22 protein-coding genes and 2 tRNA genes are annotated in these 19,271 nt (G+C 72.1%); 13 read left to right on the top strand and 11 right to left on the bottom strand.

The genetic code is table 11. From position 1 onward, the window contains the following. Nucleotides 1-16: 16 nt before the first annotated feature. Nucleotides 17-1,111, top strand: a complete 1,095-nt coding sequence (locus Sfr03f_RS14980; protein ID WP_108954397.1) for a glycosyltransferase family 2 protein — start codon at nt 17-19, stop codon at nt 1,109-1,111. A gap of 20 nt (nt 1,112-1,131) precedes the next feature. After that, nucleotides 1,132-1,353, top strand: coding sequence for a hypothetical protein (locus tag Sfr03f_RS14975; RefSeq protein ID WP_108954396.1), 222 nt, complete (start codon nt 1,132-1,134; stop codon nt 1,351-1,353). A gap of 313 nt (nt 1,354-1,666) precedes the next feature. On the opposite strand, the gene Sfr03f_RS14965 is transcribed toward Sfr03f_RS14975, so the two are convergent. From Sfr03f_RS14965 to Sfr03f_RS14955, 3 genes are all read right to left on the bottom strand, one after another. Further along, complete coding sequence (locus Sfr03f_RS14965) at nt 1,667-1,888, bottom strand: hypothetical protein (protein ID WP_108954394.1); 222 nt, start codon at nt 1,886-1,888, stop codon at nt 1,667-1,669. Between the two features lie 197 nt (nt 1,889-2,085). After that, nucleotides 2,086-2,694: a M23 family metallopeptidase gene (locus Sfr03f_RS14960; RefSeq protein WP_108954393.1), complete on the bottom strand. Its 609-nt coding sequence runs from the start codon at nt 2,692-2,694 to the stop codon at nt 2,086-2,088. Between the two features lie 326 nt (nt 2,695-3,020). Further along, nucleotides 3,021-3,410 (bottom strand): VOC family protein, encoded by a 390-nt coding sequence (locus tag Sfr03f_RS14955; protein ID WP_108954392.1) that lies wholly within the window; start codon nt 3,408-3,410, stop codon nt 3,021-3,023. A gap of 105 nt (nt 3,411-3,515) precedes the next feature. Between Sfr03f_RS14955 and Sfr03f_RS14950 the strand changes: the two genes are divergently transcribed. After that, nucleotides 3,516-4,304, top strand: a complete 789-nt coding sequence (locus Sfr03f_RS14950; RefSeq protein ID WP_108954391.1) for a TetR/AcrR family transcriptional regulator — start codon at nt 3,516-3,518, stop codon at nt 4,302-4,304. 583 nt (nt 4,305-4,887) lie between these two features. Here Sfr03f_RS14950 and infA read toward each other — a convergent pair. Further along, the gene (infA, locus tag Sfr03f_RS14945; protein WP_108954390.1) at nt 4,888-5,112 is read right to left on the bottom strand and encodes a translation initiation factor IF-1; all 225 of its coding nucleotides are present in this window, start codon (nt 5,110-5,112) and stop codon (nt 4,888-4,890) included. 200 nt (nt 5,113-5,312) lie between these two features. Next, nucleotides 5,313-6,131 carry a GNAT family N-acetyltransferase gene (locus Sfr03f_RS14940; protein WP_108954389.1) on the bottom strand — a complete coding sequence of 273 codons (819 nt, stop codon included), beginning with the start codon at nt 6,129-6,131 and terminating at the stop codon, nt 5,313-5,315. Nucleotides 6,132-6,539: 408 nt separating this feature from the next. Here Sfr03f_RS14940 and Sfr03f_RS14935 point away from each other — a divergent pair, with 408 nt between their 5' ends. The 6 genes from Sfr03f_RS14935 (at nt 6,540) to Sfr03f_RS14910 (ending at nt 11,600) form a co-directional block, all read left to right on the top strand. Further along, nucleotides 6,540-8,072 (top strand): serine/threonine-protein kinase, encoded by a 1,533-nt coding sequence (locus tag Sfr03f_RS14935; RefSeq protein ID WP_159105649.1) that lies wholly within the window; start codon nt 6,540-6,542, stop codon nt 8,070-8,072. A 154-nt stretch (nt 8,073-8,226) separates the two neighbouring features. Continuing rightward, the gene (locus Sfr03f_RS14930) at nt 8,227-9,489 is read left to right on the top strand and encodes a GNAT family N-acetyltransferase (RefSeq protein WP_108954388.1); all 1,263 of its coding nucleotides are present in this window, start codon (nt 8,227-8,229) and stop codon (nt 9,487-9,489) included. 225 nt (nt 9,490-9,714) lie between these two features. Further along, complete coding sequence (locus Sfr03f_RS14925; RefSeq protein WP_108954387.1) at nt 9,715-10,074, top strand: 5-carboxymethyl-2-hydroxymuconate Delta-isomerase; 360 nt, start codon at nt 9,715-9,717, stop codon at nt 10,072-10,074. A 109-nt stretch (nt 10,075-10,183) separates the two neighbouring features. Then, entirely contained in the window at nt 10,184-10,612 is a 429-nt protein-coding gene (locus Sfr03f_RS14920; RefSeq protein WP_108954386.1) for a DUF6892 domain-containing protein, read from the top strand. A gap of 79 nt (nt 10,613-10,691) precedes the next feature. Next, nucleotides 10,692-11,360 (top strand): maleylpyruvate isomerase family mycothiol-dependent enzyme, encoded by a 669-nt coding sequence (locus Sfr03f_RS14915; RefSeq protein WP_108954385.1) that lies wholly within the window; start codon nt 10,692-10,694, stop codon nt 11,358-11,360. Nucleotides 11,361-11,526: 166 nt separating this feature from the next. Beyond that, a tRNA-Met gene (locus Sfr03f_RS14910) sits at nt 11,527-11,600 on the top strand. 93 nt (nt 11,601-11,693) lie between these two features. Here the strand turns inward: Sfr03f_RS14910 and Sfr03f_RS14905 are convergent. Next, on the bottom strand, nt 11,694-12,140 hold the full coding sequence (locus Sfr03f_RS14905; RefSeq protein ID WP_108954384.1) for an ATP-binding protein: 447 nt from the start codon (nt 12,138-12,140) through the stop codon (nt 11,694-11,696). Between the two features lie 118 nt (nt 12,141-12,258). Between Sfr03f_RS14905 and Sfr03f_RS14900 the strand changes: the two genes are divergently transcribed. Continuing rightward, nucleotides 12,259-13,101 carry a helix-turn-helix domain-containing protein gene (locus Sfr03f_RS14900; protein WP_108954383.1) on the top strand — a complete coding sequence of 281 codons (843 nt, stop codon included), beginning with the start codon at nt 12,259-12,261 and terminating at the stop codon, nt 13,099-13,101. Then, on the top strand, nt 13,098-13,289 hold the full coding sequence (locus Sfr03f_RS14895) for a DUF397 domain-containing protein (protein WP_108954382.1): 192 nt from the start codon (nt 13,098-13,100) through the stop codon (nt 13,287-13,289). The genes Sfr03f_RS14900 and Sfr03f_RS14895 overlap by 4 nt, the downstream gene beginning before the upstream one ends. A 193-nt stretch (nt 13,290-13,482) precedes the next feature. Here Sfr03f_RS14895 and Sfr03f_RS14890 read toward each other — a convergent pair whose 3' ends face one another. After that, entirely contained in the window at nt 13,483-14,241 is a 759-nt protein-coding gene (locus Sfr03f_RS14890; protein WP_108954381.1) for a DeoR/GlpR family DNA-binding transcription regulator, read from the bottom strand. 48 nt (nt 14,242-14,289) lie between these two features. Between Sfr03f_RS14890 and Sfr03f_RS14885 the strand changes: the two genes are divergently transcribed. Both Sfr03f_RS14885 and Sfr03f_RS14880 read left to right on the top strand, forming a co-directional pair. Beyond that, a complete protein-coding gene (locus Sfr03f_RS14885) occupies nt 14,290-14,706 on the top strand; it encodes a DUF4406 domain-containing protein (RefSeq protein WP_170145088.1) in 417 nt (138 codons plus the stop codon). Then, nucleotides 14,703-15,395, top strand: a complete 693-nt coding sequence (locus Sfr03f_RS14880) for an NUDIX domain-containing protein (RefSeq protein WP_108954380.1) — start codon at nt 14,703-14,705, stop codon at nt 15,393-15,395. Before Sfr03f_RS14885 ends, Sfr03f_RS14880 begins: the two co-directional genes overlap by 4 nt. A gap of 308 nt (nt 15,396-15,703) precedes the next feature. Here Sfr03f_RS14880 and Sfr03f_RS14875 read toward each other — a convergent pair whose 3' ends face one another. The 4 genes from Sfr03f_RS14875 to Sfr03f_RS14860 form a co-directional block, all read right to left on the bottom strand. Continuing rightward, nucleotides 15,704-17,611 (bottom strand): Ig-like domain-containing protein, encoded by a 1,908-nt coding sequence (locus tag Sfr03f_RS14875; RefSeq protein WP_108954379.1) that lies wholly within the window; start codon nt 17,609-17,611, stop codon nt 15,704-15,706. Nucleotides 17,612-17,882: 271 nt separating this feature from the next. Further along, nucleotides 17,883-18,320 (bottom strand): hypothetical protein, encoded by a 438-nt coding sequence (locus Sfr03f_RS14870; protein ID WP_108954378.1) that lies wholly within the window; start codon nt 18,318-18,320, stop codon nt 17,883-17,885. Between the two features lie 30 nt (nt 18,321-18,350). Next, nucleotides 18,351-19,007, bottom strand: coding sequence for a hypothetical protein (locus tag Sfr03f_RS14865; RefSeq protein ID WP_108954377.1), 657 nt, complete (start codon nt 19,005-19,007; stop codon nt 18,351-18,353). Between the two features lie 169 nt (nt 19,008-19,176). Further along, nucleotides 19,177-19,248, bottom strand: a tRNA-Arg gene (locus Sfr03f_RS14860). Nucleotides 19,249-19,271 lie beyond the last annotated feature (23 nt).

Raw genomic sequence — 19,271 nt, 5'->3', positions numbered from 1 at the left:
GCATTCCGTCGGCGGCGTGCTGACCGAGCTGCTGTACGAGACGGTCGTCATCGTCCCCGCGCGCAACGAGGAGGTCGGCGTCCTCATGTCGCTGGACTCCCTCGCGGCGCAGACCCGCCGTCCCGACCTGATCATCGTGGTGGTCAACAACTCCACCGACCGCACGATGGAGTTCGCCCAGCAGTTCGCCGACGAGGTGACCTCGCCCCTCACCGTCGTCCTCAACTTCGAGAACAACCCGCACAAGAAGGCAGGCGCCCTCAACCTCGGCCTGCGCTGGCTGCGGGACGCGGTCGGCGGCCGGCTCACCGGGGCGGTGGGGCACGTCCTGGTGATGGACGCCGACACCGAGCTCCACCCCCGGTTCATCGAGCGGGCCCGCAACGTCCTCGCCTCCGACCCGGAGCTCGGCGGCGTCAGCGCCGCCTGCCTGGGCCGCACCGGTCTGTGGCGCAGCCCCTGGCAGCGCTACCTGCTCGGCATGCAGATCATCGAGTACGCCCGCGCCGCCAACGGTCGTTTCCGCAAGGACGTCCACACCATGGCGGGAGCCGGCTCCTTCTACCGGGCGGAGGCCCTGCAGAGCCTGCTGGACTGGCGGGGCGCGGTGTTCTGGGAGGACCACCGCAACCTCGTCGAGGACTACGAGACCACCCTGGCGCTCAAGGAGTCCGGCTGGAAGGTCACCGCCAACCAGCTCTGCATCGCCTACACCGACCTCATGCCGACCCTGCGCGAACTGATCCAGCAGCGCGAGCGGTGGAGCCGGGGGACCGTGGACACCCTGCGCTACCGCGGGTGGACGAAGTTCACCTGGCACACCATCGCCACGCTGGTGCTGGGCCTCCTCGGCCTCTCGTACATCCTGGGCTACGGCACCACCCAGATGATCGTCGTCGCCCGCCAGGGCTTCTCGGACAACCCGTTGCTGGTCGTCCTCCTTGCCTTCTGGCTCCTCCATCCCGCCCTGCGGGTCAGGAACCTTGGCTGGAAGGCGATGCTCGTCGAGGCGCTGCTGCTGCCGGAGCTGGTCTACATGCTGGTCCGCGCCTACTGGCTGCTCTCCTCCGTCGTCAAGTCGTACGTGACCCGCGTTTCGGCGTGGAAGTAACCACAAAGGCAAGCAGAACCATGAACTCGCTCAAGGGCTTCGGGATCCTCGCCGCGTTCGGCGGCCTGATCTACGTGATGAGCAAGGCCGACCGTCTCGACCGGCTCGTGCTGGTCTTCACCGTCGCGGTGGTGGCGGGCTCGCTCCTGCTGTGGGCGGCCGCCGTCCGCCGGGCCCGCCAGGACCGCCGTGCCGCCCGCGGCCCGGGCCGCGGCGTCTCCCGCCGGGCGGCCCGGAACTAGCCGGTCCGGAGTCAGTTCTGCGGAGCCGCCCAAGCCTCCGGGGCGAAGTGCTGCGCGTCGTCGAGCCACGCCGTCTCGTCCTCCCCGAAGTCGGGGGCCTGGAACGGCTGGGTCACCGGAGGGGGTGACGGGACGGCGGCGGTGCGGTGCTGCTGGGACGCCCCGTCCGGGGCGGAGAACAGCGAGGAGAGTTCGATGAGGGGTACTTCCGTTCGGTGACGGGCCCGCGGGAAACCGCGGGCCCGGGTGTCGTGGCAGCCGGCCGGCCGGCCGTGGCCGGGGCCAGGCGTGACGACGGCGCGGAGGCGCAGGTCTAGAGCTTGCTCATCTTGGCGTACGGGCTCAGGATCCGCTCCTGGGTCGGACCGAAGTCCACCAGCGCGGCGATCCCGTCCTCGATGCCGATCACCCGGCCGAGACCGAACAGGTCGTGCGTGACCCGGTCGCCCACGGCGAAGTGCTTGAGGGGAGGCGCGACCGGAGCCTTGAAGGGGCTGGTCGGCAGATGACGTTTAGGTGCTGCTGACTTTGTCATTACTGCCAGTATGCGCCCGACGGGGCAACTGGGGAGGACCTTGTTCCTGTGAATTGTGCCCGGAACGGCCGGGGGAGGGGTTCGTCCGCCGCCGGGGCACGCGAAAGGCCCCCCGGCGGGTGCCGGAGGGCCTGTCGTTCACGTGCTGCGGCGATGCCTCCGTGAGGGGACGCATCCGCGGCCGGTGGGACGACCGGTCAGATCTTCACGCCCTTGGTGGCGAGGAACTTGGCCGGGTCGACGGCCGAACCGTAGTTGGCGGTCGTGCGGATCTCGAAGTGCAGGTGGGGACCGCTGGAGTTGCCGGTGTTGCCGGACAGGGCGATCTGCTCGCCGGTGTTCACCTTCTCGCCGACGCTCACCTGGATCTTGGAGAGGTGGGCGTACTGCGAGTAGGTGCCGTTGCCGTGCTTGATGACGACGGCGTTGCCGTAGGCGGGGCCGTCACCGGCGCCCCAGCTGCCGGCCTTGACGACGGTGCCCTCGTGGGCGGCGAAGACCTTGGTGCCGGTCGGGACGGCGAAGTCCTGGCCGGAGTGCTTGTGCGCCCACATGCCGCCGTTCTGCGCGAAGCTGGCGGATAGCTTGTAGTGCTGGACCGGGTCGACCCAGCTCGGCTTGGCGGCCTTCTTGGCCTCGGCGACGGTGTGGACGCCGGTGGCCGCGCCGGCCGCCTCGGGGGCGCCGGCAGCAGTCGCGACTCCGGCACCCAGCACCACCGAGGCTCCCATGCCGGCCGCCAGGACGGCGGCGCGGGTGCGGAGGGCGGAGGTACCGGTCGTGCGGAGCGAGACGCGCTGGAACATGCGGAACCCTTTGGCTCGGAGATCGGGACTGCCGCCGGTGAACCAGGACGGTGCCCGGCGACGGGTTCATTGGTAACCGGACCCCGAGCCGCCTGACAAAGGTGTGATCTACGAAGGTTCTTCGTACGTACATGCTTGCCATGCCTTAACGTCTCAGAACACATGAAAGCGGGACGAAACGGAAACGCGCAGGTGGGGCCGGTGTGAGCCGGCCCCACCTGCGCGTACCGCTGTCGCGGCGCCCCGCACCCGTACCACTAAGCGCCTTAGGAGGTGACCTGGGTCCTATGGGGCACCTCACCGCCGAGCCCCCATTCCGGGGCGGATCAGGCGGCCGCGCCGCCCTTCCAGTCGACGAGCTGGACGATGACCCCGTTCGGGTCGCGGACCTGGAAGGCGCGCTCGCCCCACTCCTCCACGGTCAGCGGCATGGTGATCGGCACCCCCGCGTCGGTCAGGCGCGCCAGCTCCCCCTCCAGGTCGTCGACCTCGAAGGCCAGGATCAGGCCCTGCGCGTGGTCGTCGCGCTGGTCGGCCGGCAGGGTCTCCAGGCCCCTGCGCAGGAAGATCACGTTCACGGAGACGTCCTCCCTCGCGAGGGAGACGAACCCGTCGGCGGCCATCTTCTCGACGAAGCCGAAGTGGTCCTGGAGGAAGGCGCTGGAGGCGACGACGTCCTCGACGTTGAGCGATACGGCGCACGCGGTGATCTTCATGAGGCCTCCTGAGCGGTCCCGACGGGGCCGGTGGACCGGCCCGCGTTCTCTGTACGTTGTATATTGTACAGCGTTCAGAGAAGTTGTGCGGGGAAAATCGACTCCATGCCGACCGAACGAACCAGCGCGGGCGATCCCGCCAGCACTCTGCGCCTGCTGTGGCGCGACGCCCTGGGGGAACTGAGGGCCGACGAGCCCGCCGGAACCCGCCGCGGTCCCCGCCGGGCACTGAGCGTCGACGCCGTGGTGGACACCGCGACGCGGCTCGCCGACGCCGAAGGGCTGGACGCGCTCACCATGCGCCGGGTGGCCGGTGACCTGGGCGTCGTCCCGATGACCCTCTACACCTACGTCCCCGGCAAGGCCGAACTGCTCGACCTGATGCTGGACGCCGCCTACGCCCGGATGCCGCGCGCGGACACCGCCGGGCGTCCCTGGCGGGAAAGGGTGACCGCGGTCGCCGACGAGAACCGCGCCCTGTTCACCCGCCACCCCTGGGCCGCCGCCGTCTCGACCGTCCGGCCGCCACTCGGCCCGGGGCAGATGGCGAAGTACGAGCACGAGCTCGCCGCGTTCGACGGGCTGGGCCTGGACGACGTCACCATGGACGACTGCCTCACCCACCTGCTCGCCTTCGTCCAGGCGAACGCCCGCACGGCCGCCGCCGCGCGGGCCGCCGGGGCAGACGGGGGCATGGACGAGCAGGAGTGGTGGGAGGCCAACGCCCCTCTGCTGGCCCAGGTCCTCGACCCCGCCGTCTACCCCCTCGCCTCACGCGTCGGCACTGCCGCCGGCGAGGCCCACGGCAGCGCGCACGACCCGGACCACGCGTACACCTTCGGGCTGCACCGGGTGCTGGACTCGTTCGCGACGCTGATCGAGGCCGGGGGGTAGGGGCGGCCGGGCGTTGCCGTCTCGCGCTGCGATGTCAGGATCGGGCCGGCCGGGTGGTGCCGTCATGCTGAACGAGGCCAGGGGCCGGTCGGCCGGGCCGGCCGGGCGCCGTCGTCTCGCCGCTCGCCCGGCCGCCTCCTCCAGCCACGCGACCACGCGCTCGCGGGCCCGCGCGTCGAGGGCCTGCTCGTGGGGCTCGCGCGACGGGCCCGGCGGCTGGTGCTGCCGGTGCGCGCCGAGGTGCGGGTGAAGGAGCTGGTGGCGGCCGCGGAGGCGATGGGCGCTCCCGCCCCGCTGGTCGTCGAGTGCGACCTGTCCGACCACGCGGCGGTCCGGCGGATGTGCGCGGCGGTCGGTGAGGGGCCGCTGGACCTCGTGGTGAACAACGCGGCCGTCGGTGGCGGCGCCGATCCCGCCGTGCGCGGGACCAACGCCGTCGGCGTCGAGCTGCGGATGGCGGTCAACGCCGTTGTCCGCCGCGAGAGTTGCGGCCCGCGCCCGGGACGGCCGCGGCGCGCGCCCGGGCCCGGACGGGCGTGCGCCCGGGCCGGAGTGGAAGCCCGGGGCACGCGCCGCGCGGGGCTCAGTTGCGGTACCGGAAGAGGATCCGCCCCCGGCTCAGGTCGTACGGGCTCAGTTCCACGAGCACGCGGTCGAAGGGGAGGATCCGGATGTGGTTCTTGCGGATCTTCCCGCTGATGTGCGCGAGCACCTGGTGCCCGTTCTGCAGCTCCACCGTGAAGGTGGCGTTGCGCAGGCACTCGACGACGGTGCCCTCCATCTCCAGGCCGTTCGCTTTCCTTGCCAAGACGTCTCGCTTTCCCAGGGTTCCGTGTGTTCTGTGTGTTCCGTCGGATGAGGTGAGGCGCGGTGCGGTGGGGTCAGGCCGGCCGGGCCGTGACCCGGCCGGTGCGGGTGGTCGTTCGTCTGCCCGGTGGCGGCCGCTTCGTTCACCGGCGCCCGCGCGCGGCCCCGCACCGAGGGCTTCCGCCCCGTCACGGACGAAGGTCAAGGCCGCACCAGCTCCAGACAGGCTCCCGCCCGCCGCGCTCCCGCTCCTTCCACCAGCGAGAGCGCCGCGGTGTTGGACGCGTCGACCTCGGCCCAGGCGGTGCTCACGCCGTCCCGGGCCAGCGTGTTCAGCGCGTGGGCCAGCAGCGCCCGCCCGGTCCCGCGCCGGCGCTCGTCCGCCCGGACCGCGATCAGCCCGACCCGCGCCCGGCGGCGCACCCGCACCACCCGGACCAGCCCGACGTACGCGCCGCCGTCGCCTCCGGCCGCGCCGCCGTCCCCTCCGGCGCCGGAGGGCGTGCCGCCCCGGACGGCCACCGCGTACTTCGACGGGTCCACCACCGTGTCCCCGGGCGGGCCCGGCACCAGCTCGGCCGGCATGGTGTGCCAGCCGACCGTGGCGCCGACCTCCTCCCGGATCGCGCGGTCCAGGGCGCGCAGCCGGCTCTCGTCCGCCTCCCCGGCGGGCAGGATCGCCACCCCCGCCGGGAGCGGCACCGCGCCGAGTCCCGTCACGCGCGGATCGGTGGGCAGGTCGTACGCCCGCTCACGGCGTCCGACGGTGAAGCCGAGCCGCTCCCAGCTGGAGCGGCGGTCGTGGTCCTCGTCGCCGACGAGGGTGTGCAGCGGTGCGGGGAGTTCCGCCAGCATCGCGGCGGCCAGCCGGTCGAAGGCGGCGTCCTGCCACACGTCGACGCTGAGGAAGAGCCGCCCGTCGGGCCGGCGCGAGACGTCGCCCCGGCCGACGACGGTCCCGTCGTCGGCCGCGGCCTCCCACCGGTCCTCCGCGGCGCGGGTGACGGTCACAGTGCTCATGGGTGTTCGCCTTTCGGAAGTGCCTTGGTGGAGGAAGGCGCTCCCGACGACACCACCTGGGTCAGTCGCACACCGTGACGGAAGGAGGGAGCACCCACCTCGAAACAACGTCGTTCACGGGTCTCACCTCCTCCAGCAGGTCACGGTCGACGGCAAGGTATCCCCGCGCCCCGCGCCCCGTCCAACTCTTTTTCCCCGTACGGCAGTCGGCGACCGGGAGCCTACCGTCGGGCCCGGCGGACAACGTCCTGGTGAGGGCGGGAAGCGGGGGACGGGACAGCGCCGCGCCGACTTCGTCCGGATATCACACCGGACCTCGGGGTACCCGCATCGCCACGGCCCAGAGCCGAGCCCGGTCACGCGGCGACAGCAACGGAGATCCAGATGAAGGCCAGCCCCTCTGCAGCCATGCCTATCGCACAGGCATCGGCGGATCCCTGGACCACCCATCTCCTCTGTGACCGATATCAGCTGGAGGAGAAGATCGGGATGGGCGGCATGGCCGACGTCTACAAGGGCGTCGACACCCGCCTGCAGAGGCCCGTGGCCGTCAAGGTCTTCCGTCCGGGTGCGGACCACCACACCGAGGACTGCCTCGCCGCCGAAGCCGTCCTCCTCGCGGGCCTGCAGGGCCCGGGCCTCGTCACCGTCTACGACATGGGCCGCCACGACGGCCGCGCCTTCCTGGTGATGGAGCTGGTCGACGGTCCCACGCTGCGGGACCTCCTCGAGGGCGGGGCCCTGCCCCAGCGACGGGTCGCCGACCTGGGAGCCGCCCTCGCCCAGGCGCTCGCCCACGTCCACCGCTCCGGCATCGTGCACCGCGACGTCAAGCCCTCCAACGTCCTGCTCGACACCGCCGCCGGCGCGCCCCACCTGGCCGACTTCGGCATCGCCCGCTTCGTCGACGCCACCCGTCACACGGCCCCCGACGCCCTGACCGGCACCGCCGCCTACCTCGCCCCCGAGCAGGTCGAGGGCAAGAGCATCGGGCCCGCCACGGACGTCTACGCCCTCGGGCTGGTGCTCCTCGAGTGCCTCACCGGGAGGACGGAGTACCAGGGAACCCCCCTCGAGGCCGCGATAGCCCGCCTCCACCGCCCGCCGCTGATCCCCACCTGGCTCTCCCCGGACCTCGTCGCCCTCCTCCAAACCATGACCCACCTGGACCCCGGAGCCCGCCCCGACGCGGCCCACTGCGCGAAGACCCTCGCCGCCCTGGCCGCCGGCGGCACCCCCGCGGCGGCCCCGGTGCCCGTCCCGCCGTCGACGGACCTGGTGTTCCCCGTGCGGTCCGCGCGGGCGGACGCCGCGGTCACCCGGTCCGCCCCCCTCCCGGCCGGTCCTCGCCGTCGCCCCGGCCGCCGCCTGGCGGTGGGCACCGCACTCGCCGCCCTCTCCGTGGCCCTCGGCGCGACCGTCGCCCTCGCCCCCGACACCAGCGGCGCCGACGACGACAACCGCGCCTCCGCCGCGGCGCCGCCGGCCCACCGCCCCTCCGACGACACGAGCACCGGCGACGCAGCCGCCGCCGAGGGCGCCGGCGACTCCGGCCAGGTCCCCCCGACCGTCTCGTACGCCCTCCCGGCCGCCAACCCGATGGGCTCCACCGGCCGCAAGGCGGAGAGGGGCAAGGCGGCGGCCGCGGACCGGGACGCGGAGGGCCACGGCCCCAAGAAGGACCACCCCGCCGAAGGCCGCGACACCGCCAAGGGCGGCAAGAGCGGCAAGGGCGGCAAGGGACCCGACGGCGGCAACGCCGGCAACGGCCCCCGCGGCGGCGAAGGCCGTGCGGACTCCGAGGCCCCCACCTCCCCGAGCACCGCCCCCACCCCCGCGGACGAGCCCGCCGAGACGCCGACGACCACGCCGGACAGCCCGGACCAGGCCGATCCGACCGACCAGACCGAGCCCGCCGCGCCGCAGAAGGGCCGCGGCTGAGGCGGCCGTGGCGGCCGACCGGGCTGAGGCCGCTGACCCGGCCCAGGCGGCCGACGGCCGTCCCGTGACGCCGCCAAACGCACGATCAGCCGGGGGTAAGGTCCGGCCCGTCCCTCGCCGCCGATGCGACGCGATCGTGTTGTAGACATGTGCGATGCATGCTTCTCAGTTCGCGCTCCGCCCCGTGACGGAGCAGGAGTTCACCCCCTGGGCCCGCATGATCGCCGACACCTACGGCCTGGACCGGTCGGAGCAGGAGCTGGCCGACCAGCGAGCGGCGACGGACCTCTCCCGCACCCTGGCAGCCTTCGACGAGGGCGAGCCGATCGCCGGAGCCTCCGTCTACAGCCGGACGCTCACCGTCCCCGGGGGGACCGTCCCCGTGGCGGGCATCGCGTCCGTGGGCGTCGCCCCGACGCACCGCCGCCGCGGGCTCCTCACCGCCATGATGCGCGCCCAGCTCACCGACCTCCACGAGCAGCGGCGTGAGCCCATCGCCGCCCTCCGCCCCTCCGAGGCCGGCATCTACGGCCGGTACGGCTACGGCCCCGCTACGACCGGCAACCGCATCCGCTGCGACCGGCGCGCAATGCGTTTCCGCCCCACCACCGACTTCGGCGACGGAACCGTCCGGTTGCGCCCCGCCGACCAGGCCCGTCCCTTCGTCGAGAAGGTCTACGACGAGGTCCGCGCCGTCACGACCGGATGGCCCGACCGCGAGGCGGCCCACTGGGCCGTGCGCCTCGCCGACCACCCCCACCGTCGCGGCGGCGCGACCTCCCTCCGCTACGCGGTGCACCAGGAACAGGACGGGCGGGCCACCGGCTACGCGCTCTACCGTCACACCGAGACGCCGGACGGACTCGGCGGCAGCGCCGGGGTGCTCCAGGTGGTGGAACTGGCAGCGTGCACGCGCCAGTCGTACGCGGCGCTGTGGCGCTTCCTCGCCGGCGTCGACCTCGTCACCTGGATCGACTACGAGGGCGCCGTGGACGAGCCCCTGCCGCACCTGCTGGCCGAGCCGCGCGCGGTCCGGTCCACGCCGGTGGACCGCCTGTGGCTGCGCACCGTCGACGTCGACCGGGCCCTGGCGGCCCGCGGTTACAGCGTCCCGCTCGACCTCGTCCTCGACGTGCGGGACGACTTCTGCCCTTGGAACACCGGCCGTCACCGGTTGCTGGCCGAGCAGGGCGGTGCCGGCGACGCCGTCTGCGAACCCACGACCGCCCCCGCCGACCTGCGGCTGGACGCGGCGGCACTCGGCGCCGTCCACCTCGGCGGCACCACCCTGACCGCCCTCGCGGCCGCCGGCCTGGTCGAGGAACTCCGGCCCGGTGCGCTCTCCCTCGCCTCGGCCGCCTTCCGCGGCGACCGCGAACCCTCGTACCCGGGCGGCTGGGCCTTCCCGCTGTACTGACCGGTGCTTCGGGTCACCATGCGCGGCGCCGTGCCCTGCCCGATGTGGCGCCGTGTCCTGCCCGGTGCGGCCGGGCCGAGTGCTCACGGCGCCTCGGTACAGCGGCGGAAGCTCATCCCGCCCTCGCCGCCGTACGCGAGGATGACCAGGACCCCGTCCCGCAAGCCGCCAGGCCTTCGGAGCCCCAAGCCTCCGAGGCTCCAAGACCCCGACCGGGAGCGCCCGATGCCGCACATCACCGTGGACTACTCCGACTCGCTGACCGACGCCTTCGACCGTCACGGCTTCGCACGCGAACTGCATCCGCTCACCGCCGACATCGCCAGGACCGCCGTCGGCAACTGCAAGACCCGCTTCCGCCGCGTCGAGGAGACGTACGTCGCCGAAGGGGCGCCCGGACACGCGGTGGTGCACGTCGAGATCACGCTCCTGCCGGGCCGCACCGACGAGGTCAAGACGGAGCTGAGCCAGGCCGTCCTCGCCCTCCTCCGGACGCGGGTGAAGCCCGTGCCCGACGTGACGGTGCACGCCAGCGTGGACATACGCGACCTCGGACCGGCGTACCGCAAGCACGTCTCGGCCTAGGCGGAACCAGGTCCCACCACGGGTGGGCAGTGGTCACCGTGCGCCCGTGTCCGCTGCCCGCTTCCCCCTGCCCGCCGTGACTGTCAGTGCCGTCACCTACGGTGATCCCATGGCCCAGTTCAAGGACTTCAACTTCAAGCTCCTCGTCATCGAGCAGTTGATGTACACCGACGAGACCCTGACCCCGCCGTTCCACCTCGTGGACCTGCTGCGGCAGAAGGGCCTGGGCAACGACGCGTACGACTACGCCCAGCGGCACGGCCTGGCCTACAAGGTGGTGCCCGAGGCGCGCGACCACTTCGCCTCACTGCACCTCGACGACGACCTCCTGGCCGGCGTGGAGGAGCTCTGCATGGACGGCGGCCTCCAGGTGTACCAGGAGTGCGCCCCGATCTGGGACGGCGAGGACGACCTGTTCGACGTCGCCTCCCTGGACGACCTCGCGCTGCTCCCCAACCTCCGGCGCGTCATCGGCTCGGAGTTCCTGAGCCCCGAACTGCAGGACGTCCTGACCGCCCGCGGCATAGCCGCGGACTGACGCCGTCCCTGGCCGCACGAGGCCTGGCCAGGGGCGGTGGTGCACTGCGCGCACGACTCACGACAGGAGACCCGTCCGTATGACTGCGTCGAAGCCCTCAACGGATCGCAGCCCGGGATCCGCGACCTCGTGGCCCCTGATCCACGCCGAGCGCGCGGCACTGGCGGCCGATCTGGCGGAGCTGTCCGACGACCGGTGGGAGACGCCCTCTCTGTGCGCCGGACTCACCGTGCGCGAGGTGCTGGCGCACCTCACCGCGGGGGCGAGCCTCAACCCCGTGCGCTGGATGGCAGGGGTGATCCGCTGCCGTTTCGACTTCGACAAGCAGGTGGCCGTGCGGCTGGCCGAGCAGCTCGGAGCGAGCCCGGCGGAGACACACGAGCGGTTCCGGAAGGCGGTCCCCAGCACGACCAAGCCTCCCCTCCCCGTCGTCGCGATGCTGGGCGAGACGATCGTGCACGGCGAGGACATCCGGCGTCCGCTGGGCATCAAGCGTGACTACCCGATCGACGTGGTCACGCGGGTGGCCGAGTACTACCGGGCCTCGGATCTCGTGGTCGTCGCCAAGGGACGGATCGGCGGCCTGCGACTCGTCGCGAACGACGGGCCCTTCAGGACCGGCTCCGGTGCGCTCGTGTCCGGTACCACCTTGGCCCTGACGATGGCCATGACCGGGAGAAGGGCCTGTCTCGACGATCTGGAGGGCGACGGCGTCGAGCTCCTCCGCGAGCGCTGCGCAGCGTCCTGACGGCGGGGCGCCCGCTGTCCGTGCGGCACCTTGCTCACGGCGAACGACCCACGCCGCACGCCAAGTTGACCCACCCGATGGCGGGCAGCACCCCACACCACCCCTATACCGTCCCCTTACCGATTCGCTATTCCTCTGGTCATGCCGTACGGTCAAGGAACAACGACGCGGGGTGGAGCAGCTCGGTAGCTCGCTGGGCTCATAACCCAGAGGTCGCAGGTTCAAATCCTGTCCCCGCTACTGAAGACTCAGGGCCGGAATCCTTCCAGGGTTCCGGCCCTGAGCGTTTCCCCACCCGCGGGGCCCCGGTGGTCGCTCTGCTGCGCCATCCCGTCATCCTCCACCGCTCGACGAGCCGCCTCCCTTCGCGCACACCGCCCACACCGTCTTCCCGGAAGGCGGCCGCAGCCGCCACCCCCAAGCGACCGCGAGCGCCTGGACCAGCACCAGCCCCCGCCCCGTGTCCTCACCCTCCGGCACCCTCGGCTCCGGCAGCCGCTCACCCCGCGCGTCGTCCACGGACACGACCAGCAGGCCCGACTCCGACCCCTCGACCTCCAGCCGCAGCCGGAACCCACGCCCCGGGACATGACCATGTGTGACGGCGTTGCTCGCCAGCTCCGCCACCACCAGCTCTGCCGCCTCACCCGCCGCCGACGACGACGGCCACCCCCACAACTCCAGTTGACGCACGGCGAGCAGCCTCGCGAGCCGCGCCCCACGGGGCGTTCCGCTGAACAACTGTGCCCACCGCTTCCGGGTGGGAGTTTCCAGAACCATGTGACTCACAGTGGCCGCCGCGACCTACGCTGGGGAGGACGACGGCCGGTACAGGCGACGCCGTGCGGACGTGGCACGTGACGGGTACGGCCTGTCGGGTGGAAGGGCGGTGGCGTCGATGACCCACGGGACGGACGAACCCGAGCCGTACGAGGAGCTGTTCCGCGCGGTCGGCCGACAGCTCAAGCTCCTGCGGGAACGAGCCGGTCTCACCCAGCGCGACCTGGGCGACCGCCTCGGATACAGCGAGGACCTGATCTCCTCCCTGGAACGGGGCCGCCGTACCCCGCAGCGGGAGTTCCTGACCGCCGCCGACGAACTCCTGTCCGCCGGCGGTCTGTTGAGTGCGACAGCGGACGAGGTGGAGAGCGCCCGGGCCAAGTCCCGGGTCCGCCACCCGGCCTGGTTCCGTGACTACGCCCGGCTGGAGGCGAGCGCGGTCGCCATCGACTTCTACAACAACCATGACGTCCCCGGCCTGTTCCAGACCGAACGCCGAGCCCGCGCCCTCTACGAGATGCGCACGCCTCTGCTCGACGACGAGACCATCGAGCGCCGCGTGGCCTCACGCCTCGCCCGGCAGGAGATCCTCGGCCACTGGCCCCCGCCCATGGTCACCGCCGTCATCGAGGAGGGTGCGCTCCGCCGCCCCCTCGGGGGCCGAGCAGTCCACAAGGAGCAACTGCAGAAGCTCCTGGACCTCGGTCGGTGCCGCAACATCTCGCTGCAGGTGATGCCGACCGAGCGATACGAGCACGCCGGCATGGGCGGCCCCTTCGTGCTGCTGACCCCGAAGGGCAAGCCACAGGTCGCCTACGTGGAAACCCAGGCGCACGGCAGCCTCCTGGTGGCATCCGAGGAAGTCCGTATTCTGGCGGCACGCTACGGAACGATCAGGGCGCAGGCACTCACTCCCCACGAGTCCATCGCGCTGATCGCGAACATCATGGGGGACCAGTGACCGACGAGACGGCAGTCGAACTCCGCTGGTGCAAGAGCAGTTACAGCGGCAACGAGGGCGGTGAATGCCTGGAGGTGGCGCTCTCCCCGACCACCGTCCACGTCCGCGACTCGAAGGACACCGCCCGCGAAGGGCTCGCCCTCACCCCCGCCGCCTGGACGGCGTTCCTCGGCCTCACCGCCCCGTAGCAGCATGGAGCACCGGGCGCCTCCGCCCACACCGGGTCGCCGAGTGCCCACCACGCCGTACTGCACGGCCGGGAGATACGCCGGCTCACCGGTGATGCGCCCTGCACGCGCGTACGCCTGACGCGACACGCTCGCCCATCTCCGGGCGAGGCCGACTGCCGTGCGCCCCTGTCGGTGGCCGCGCGAGCGGGAGTCAGCCCGCTGCCAACACCTCCACCCCCAACTCCCCGACCCGCTCGACCACCGCGTCGCGCGGGTCGGCATCGGTGATCAACCCGCTCACCTTCTCCCACCCCAGGACCCGGTACTGCGAGGCCGTACCGATCTTCTCCGACGAGGCGAGGACGTAGGTGTCCGCGGCCCTCGCCGCCAGGGCACGCTTCATCGCCGCCTCCTCCGCGTCCCCCGTGGTCAGCCCCGCCTCGGGATGCACCCCGGTGACGCCGAGCAGGCAGAGGTCGGCGGAGACGTTCTGCGCCGCCTCGACCGCGACGGCCCCACAGGTCACCGCCGAGTGCTTGAAGACGCGCCCCCCGAGCAGGAAGAGCTCCGCCCCCGGATGCTCCAGCAGCGCCGCGGCGATCGTCGGACTGTGCGTGATGACAGTGCAGTCGAGGTCCCTCGGCAGCGCCCGCGCGACGGCGAGGGCGGTGGTGCCCCCGTCGAGGATCACCGAACCGCCCGGCCGCACCAGCCCCGCGGCGACCGAGGCGACCTTCCGCTTGCCGTCCGGTGCCACCGACTGCCGCGCGTCGTAGTCCACGACGGCAGGTGACGCGGGCAGCGCGCCGCCGTACACGCGCTGACAGAGCCCCTCGGCGGCGAGCTCCCGCAGATCACGCCGCACGCTGTCCTCGGAGATGCCCAGCTCGGCGGCGACCTCCTTGGCCACGATCTTCCCCGTGCGGGCGAGCAGCCCCAGCAGGTGCTCACGCCGTTCAGCAGCCAGCATGCACGTTCCTTCCTGTTCTTTCCCGTTTCTGCATGTACCTTAGCCGTCATGACCGACAAGCCCTTGCTCATCCTCATCGCGGGCCCCTACGGCTCCGGCGCCGACGGCGACCCGCAGGTCATGGCCGCCAACCTGGCCCGCCTCGAAGCCGCCGCATGGCCCGTCTTCGCGGCCGGTCACCTCCCCGTGATCGGCGAGTGGATCGCCCTGCCCGTCCTCCGGTCCGCCGGTGCCGGCCCCACCGACCCCCTCGCCGACCACGTGCTCCACCCGACGGCCGACCGACTGCTCGTCCACTGCGACGCCGTCCTGCGTCTGCCCGGCGCCTCAGCGGGCGCCGACCAGGACGTCGCCACCGCCCGCCGCCTCGGCCTCCCGGTCTACCACGACGTGTCCGAGATCCCCCGCCGCACGGAGGCACCCCGCACAGCGCTCGGCCACGGCCTTCCGCAGGAGACCGCGTGACACAGCGCCCCGCAGGAGACCGGCCGGCGGGCCGCCCGGGCATCGATCTCCCCGACCACCGCGGCCGCACCCACCTCGACCAGGCCGGCCGCGACCTCACCCGCAACCCCGGCGTCGTCGTCCGCGACGTCGAACTCACCTCACAGGGCTGGCACGTCCTGCGCCGCACGACCTTCGACCACCGCCGGCGCGACGGACGGTGGGAGACACAGCAGCGCGAGACCTACGACCGCGGCAACGGCGCCGTCGTCCTGCCCTACGACACCACCCGAGGCTGCGTCCTGCTCACCCGGCAGTTCCGCTACCCGGCCTACGTGAACGACCACCCGGACGGCATGCTCGTCGAGGCCGCGGCCGGCCTGCTCGACGCCGACGACCCGTCCAGCGCGATCCGGCGCGAGGCGGTCGAAGAGCTCGGCGTCACCCTCGGCCCGCTCACCCACGTCCTCGACGCCTACATGAGCCCCGGCTCGGTCACCGAACGCCTCCACTTCTTCGCCGCCGCTTACACCCCGGCCGACCGCACCGGCGCCGGCGGCGGGCTCGAGGAGGAGGGCGAGGACATCGAGGTCCTCGAACTCCCCTTCACCGAGGCCCTCGCCATGACCCACGACGGCCGCATAGCCGACGGTAAGACCATCCTGCTCCTGCAATGGGCCGCCCTGAACGGCCCCTTCGCCCGCCCGTAGAACCAGCGACTGTCTGCGTACGGCGGCCCCGGCCCCGTTGGGGGACGGGGAGACTTGCAGGTGCCCGGGCAGCGGCCCAACCGAGCCGTCATGCATACGCCAGGTCCGCGTCTGGTGCCGACCCCGGCCCTACGCCAGGGTGACGACCACGGACGGCTGCCATCAGAACTCAGAGCAGCCACCGCCTCCAGAGCACCAGACCGGTATCCCCGCACCGGTTGGCCGCCCCGGAAGACCGGGGGAAAGCCGTTCCCCCTCAGCGCGGGGGAGGCCCGTCTGCGCTGCGGGGGGAGGGGTCAGGTCCCAGGTCAGCCGATGGGCTGCCCCAAGGGCGGGGAGTCGGGGGTGACGGGGGGCGGCACCGGCCGATCGGTCATGTGGGCGTCGAGCTCCCGGCGGGTGCGGCTGATGATCTCGTCTCGCGTGCCGCGCTGGTCGGCGAGGGCGACGTCGATGGCCAGTCGGATGTGGCGGGCCTCCAGCAAGGGGTAGGCGATTCCGGAGGCCTTCGCGCGGTTGGAAACCCTGATGAGGGTGATGCCCTGAGGCCGGTGCTCGTGGGTGAGCCAGCGCCCGTAGTCCCACTCCCGGCGCTTGGACAGGCCGGCGAAGAGGACCCGACGGTCGGTGACGGCCACCTCGCCGCGGTCGGTCTCCTCCAGACTGGCGAGACCCTGCTTGGTCCGGACCTCGACCAGTCGGGCGGTCGCCACCAGGAGGACCCGTTCGTCCTTCTTCCGGCGCCCCCAGCGGAACTGTTCTGCCGGGTAGACCTCACCCGTCAGGTTGCGCGCCAAGTCGTGCAACTCGGCCAGCCGGTCGTGTTCGCCTTCCCAGACGGCCAGGTCCCGTTCGTAGCGTTCCTGCTCGCGCAGGCTCTGCTCCTGGCGGCGGGCGATCGCACGCAGTTCGGCGGCCATGCGTGCGGCTTCGCGTCGTCGTGCCCACCATCTGACGACACGGCGTCGTCTACGCCACAGCAGCAGCATCGTCACGCCGACGACCAGGACGATGCCGACGGTCCACAGCACGGCTCGGAGGATCTCGGCCGTCGTCATGTCGTCCTGCACGGTGACCGAGAGGTCGTAGGTGCGTTCGTTGCCGGCCCGGTCCTGCGCCGAGACGGTGAGTTGGTGACGACCCGGCCCCAACTCCGGGGTGAGTCGCAGACTCCTCCGGTCCCGCTCCAGACGGCCGGACGCCACCGTCTCGGCACCCTCGCTGAGCGTGACCTCCGTCCCCGGCTCGCTGGTGATCGTGACGGCGACCGTCCCGTAACGGGCGGCCTCCTCGTCGTAACCCGCCTTCACCGCGGGCGCCTGCGTGTCGACGGTGACGGGATCGCCGGTCAACGTGCCGCGGCGTCCGAAGCGGTCCACAAGTTCGACCTCGGGCCGGTAGGTGCCGTCCGCAAGCTCGAAGGAGAGCTCCACCGAGCCCTGCTTGCCCAGGGTGACCTTCTCGGTCTTCGCGCCCATGCGCGCCGTGACCTCAGCCTCGGGCGGCCCCGCGACGGTCAGCGGAACGGACGACGAGCGGAACACGTCCTCCTGCGTCAGCCTCGGTTCCAACGAGTCCAGCTCGACGGTGAAGCTTTCGGTACGCCGGGTCACGTTGCCCACGGCGTCCTCGACGGTGACGGTGAGCTCATGGTCGCCGTCCGGCAGCCACAGGGCCTCGTCCACCGGTGAACCGGCACCGGCCTCCCCGGTGACGCTCTCTTCGCGGCCGGCCACGGCCAGCTTGTAGTCGACCTTCTCGTCCACCTCGAACGAGACCCCGACGGCAGCGGTCGTCGGGTCGGCGGGCGCGACGTCGAACGCGGCCAGCTCGGGCTTCGTGCCGTCGGTCTCCACGGTGAACGCCTTGCTCCGGGAGCTCTCGTTCCCGGCGGCGTCCGTCGCGGTGACGACGTAGGTCGTGCTGCCGTCCTCCGCCTCGAAGGTGAGCGTCTGCGGTGACCCGGTGGCGGTCGCCTTCGTCACCTCCTCGCCGTCGCCCTCGTCTCCTTCGTCGCTCCCCCCGAACACGATGATCGTGGCGCCCCGCTCGGCGGTGACGGTGACGGACACCTTCCCGCCCGGCAGGGCTTCGGGGCGCTGGACCCTGGGCTTGGACGGCGCGTCGTTGTCGACGGGCTCGGCGGGCTCGACGGATGAGCCCGTGCCGGAGCCGCCTGTCCCGCCGGTGCCCCCGGTGCTCCCCGTTCCGCACATCGAGGCGTCACCCAGGTCTCCACAGATGTAGGAACCGGTGTCCGAAGGGCAGGAATGCCGGGCGTGGCACCCGTGACGGTGGGCCGAGGCGGGAGCCACCGAAGTGAGTACGGCCGTCCCGGTGAGACAGGCGACGGCCAACGCCGTCAGGGCACGCCGAAGCGGCGCAGAGATGAACACGGTGAGAATCCCCCCACAGGACCCCGGCGTCGCGTACGCCGGAAAGGCGAAGCCTGACCCTGTGTCACGACCCTGTCAACCGGCTGGACGGTCATCCCACCCAGCAGTAGACGCTGTGCCCCCGGCGCCGGGCACGGCCGGCCATGCCGGCCAAGCTTCCCAGTAGTGCGTCGGCGACCTCCGGGGCGAAGTGTTCATCCTCCTCCGCACGGAGCCTGACCCATGAGGCCGCGACGTCACGCAGCCTGTCGGGCGCGGCGTGCGCGAGCGCGTCCATCAGCCGCGGCGACACGGCGAAGACGAACGCACCCCCGCTGCCGTCCTGTTCGGCGACCGCCCGAGGCTCACCGGCGTCGACGAGCTCCTCGAAGTCGCCACCGGCAAGCAGGCATTCCCACTCGAGTACGGCTTCCTCGGCGTCGAAGTTGCCGAAGGACACCGCCTCGAACACCTGCCGTGTCCCTCCCGGAAGAGTCCTTGCCGCGGACAGGTCGTCCGGCGCGGCGAAGAACTCGACGATGATGCTCACGGGCGCATCATGTCGCGTACGCCTCCCCGCTCAGAACGGGGCCGTCCACCCTGCCGGCCAGTTCGTCGCGTATCCGGGCGGGGGGTACACGTCCGAGCCGTTGTACACGGACCACTGGCGGCCCAGCCACTCACACTCGGGAATGGATCCCTCCCAGTCGTCGGTGCAGTGGGCCGCCCACTCGCGGCCCACGAGAACGGGCCGGGTCAGGAGCCCGTCGACGGTGTCCTGGACCCGCAGGACCATGCCGACCTCGTTGATCCCCGGGTTGCCCCGCGGACCGTACGACACGTGGTGAGTACCCGAGGAGTGAAGGTCCAGGACTGTCTCTTGGAGTACGGCAGGCACGCGGCCGGTCAGCTCCAGCCCTTCCAGCGTCACGCGCGGTCCGTGGGCAGCGTCGGCAGCCACGCAGAAGAGCCGACCGGTGCTCTCGAAGTACGCGTAGACAGCCGGCACCGCTGGATGGAAGCCGAGCTGAAGGCCGTAGATCTCCGGGTAGAAGGGCTCGGCGGAGAAACGGCTCAACTCGACGGCTTCCGGAAGAGCGGCTCGGACCTCGTCGGCGAACATGCCGAAGCGCAGCGGACCAACACTCTCCAGCGGGGTCAGCACCCACACCGGTCGAACCGGCTCCGTCGCGGTCTCCCCGGCTCCCGAACCCACCCGCTGCTTCCCCTCGTTCATCAGCCCGAGCCCTGCCCCTGACCTGCGCTGACGCCGCACGTCCCAGGCCGCGAATAGGCCGCGACCCCTGTCATACGGCCGCCCACCCCGGCACACGCCTGCACATACAACAAGACCCCGCACTCAGCGTTTCCGCTGATCACGGGGTCTGTCTGGCACTTCTGCGAAGTGCCCCCGGCAGGATTCGAACCTGCGCACACGGCTCCGGAGGCCGTTGCTCTATCCCCTGAGCTACGGGGGCGCGTTCGCCGCGGCGCGTTGGTC

Source organism: Streptomyces fragilis, assembly GCF_003112515.1.
GTDB lineage: Bacteria > Actinomycetota > Actinomycetes > Streptomycetales > Streptomycetaceae > Streptomyces > Streptomyces fragilis.
This window is presented reverse-complemented; position numbering and strand designations above follow the sequence as displayed.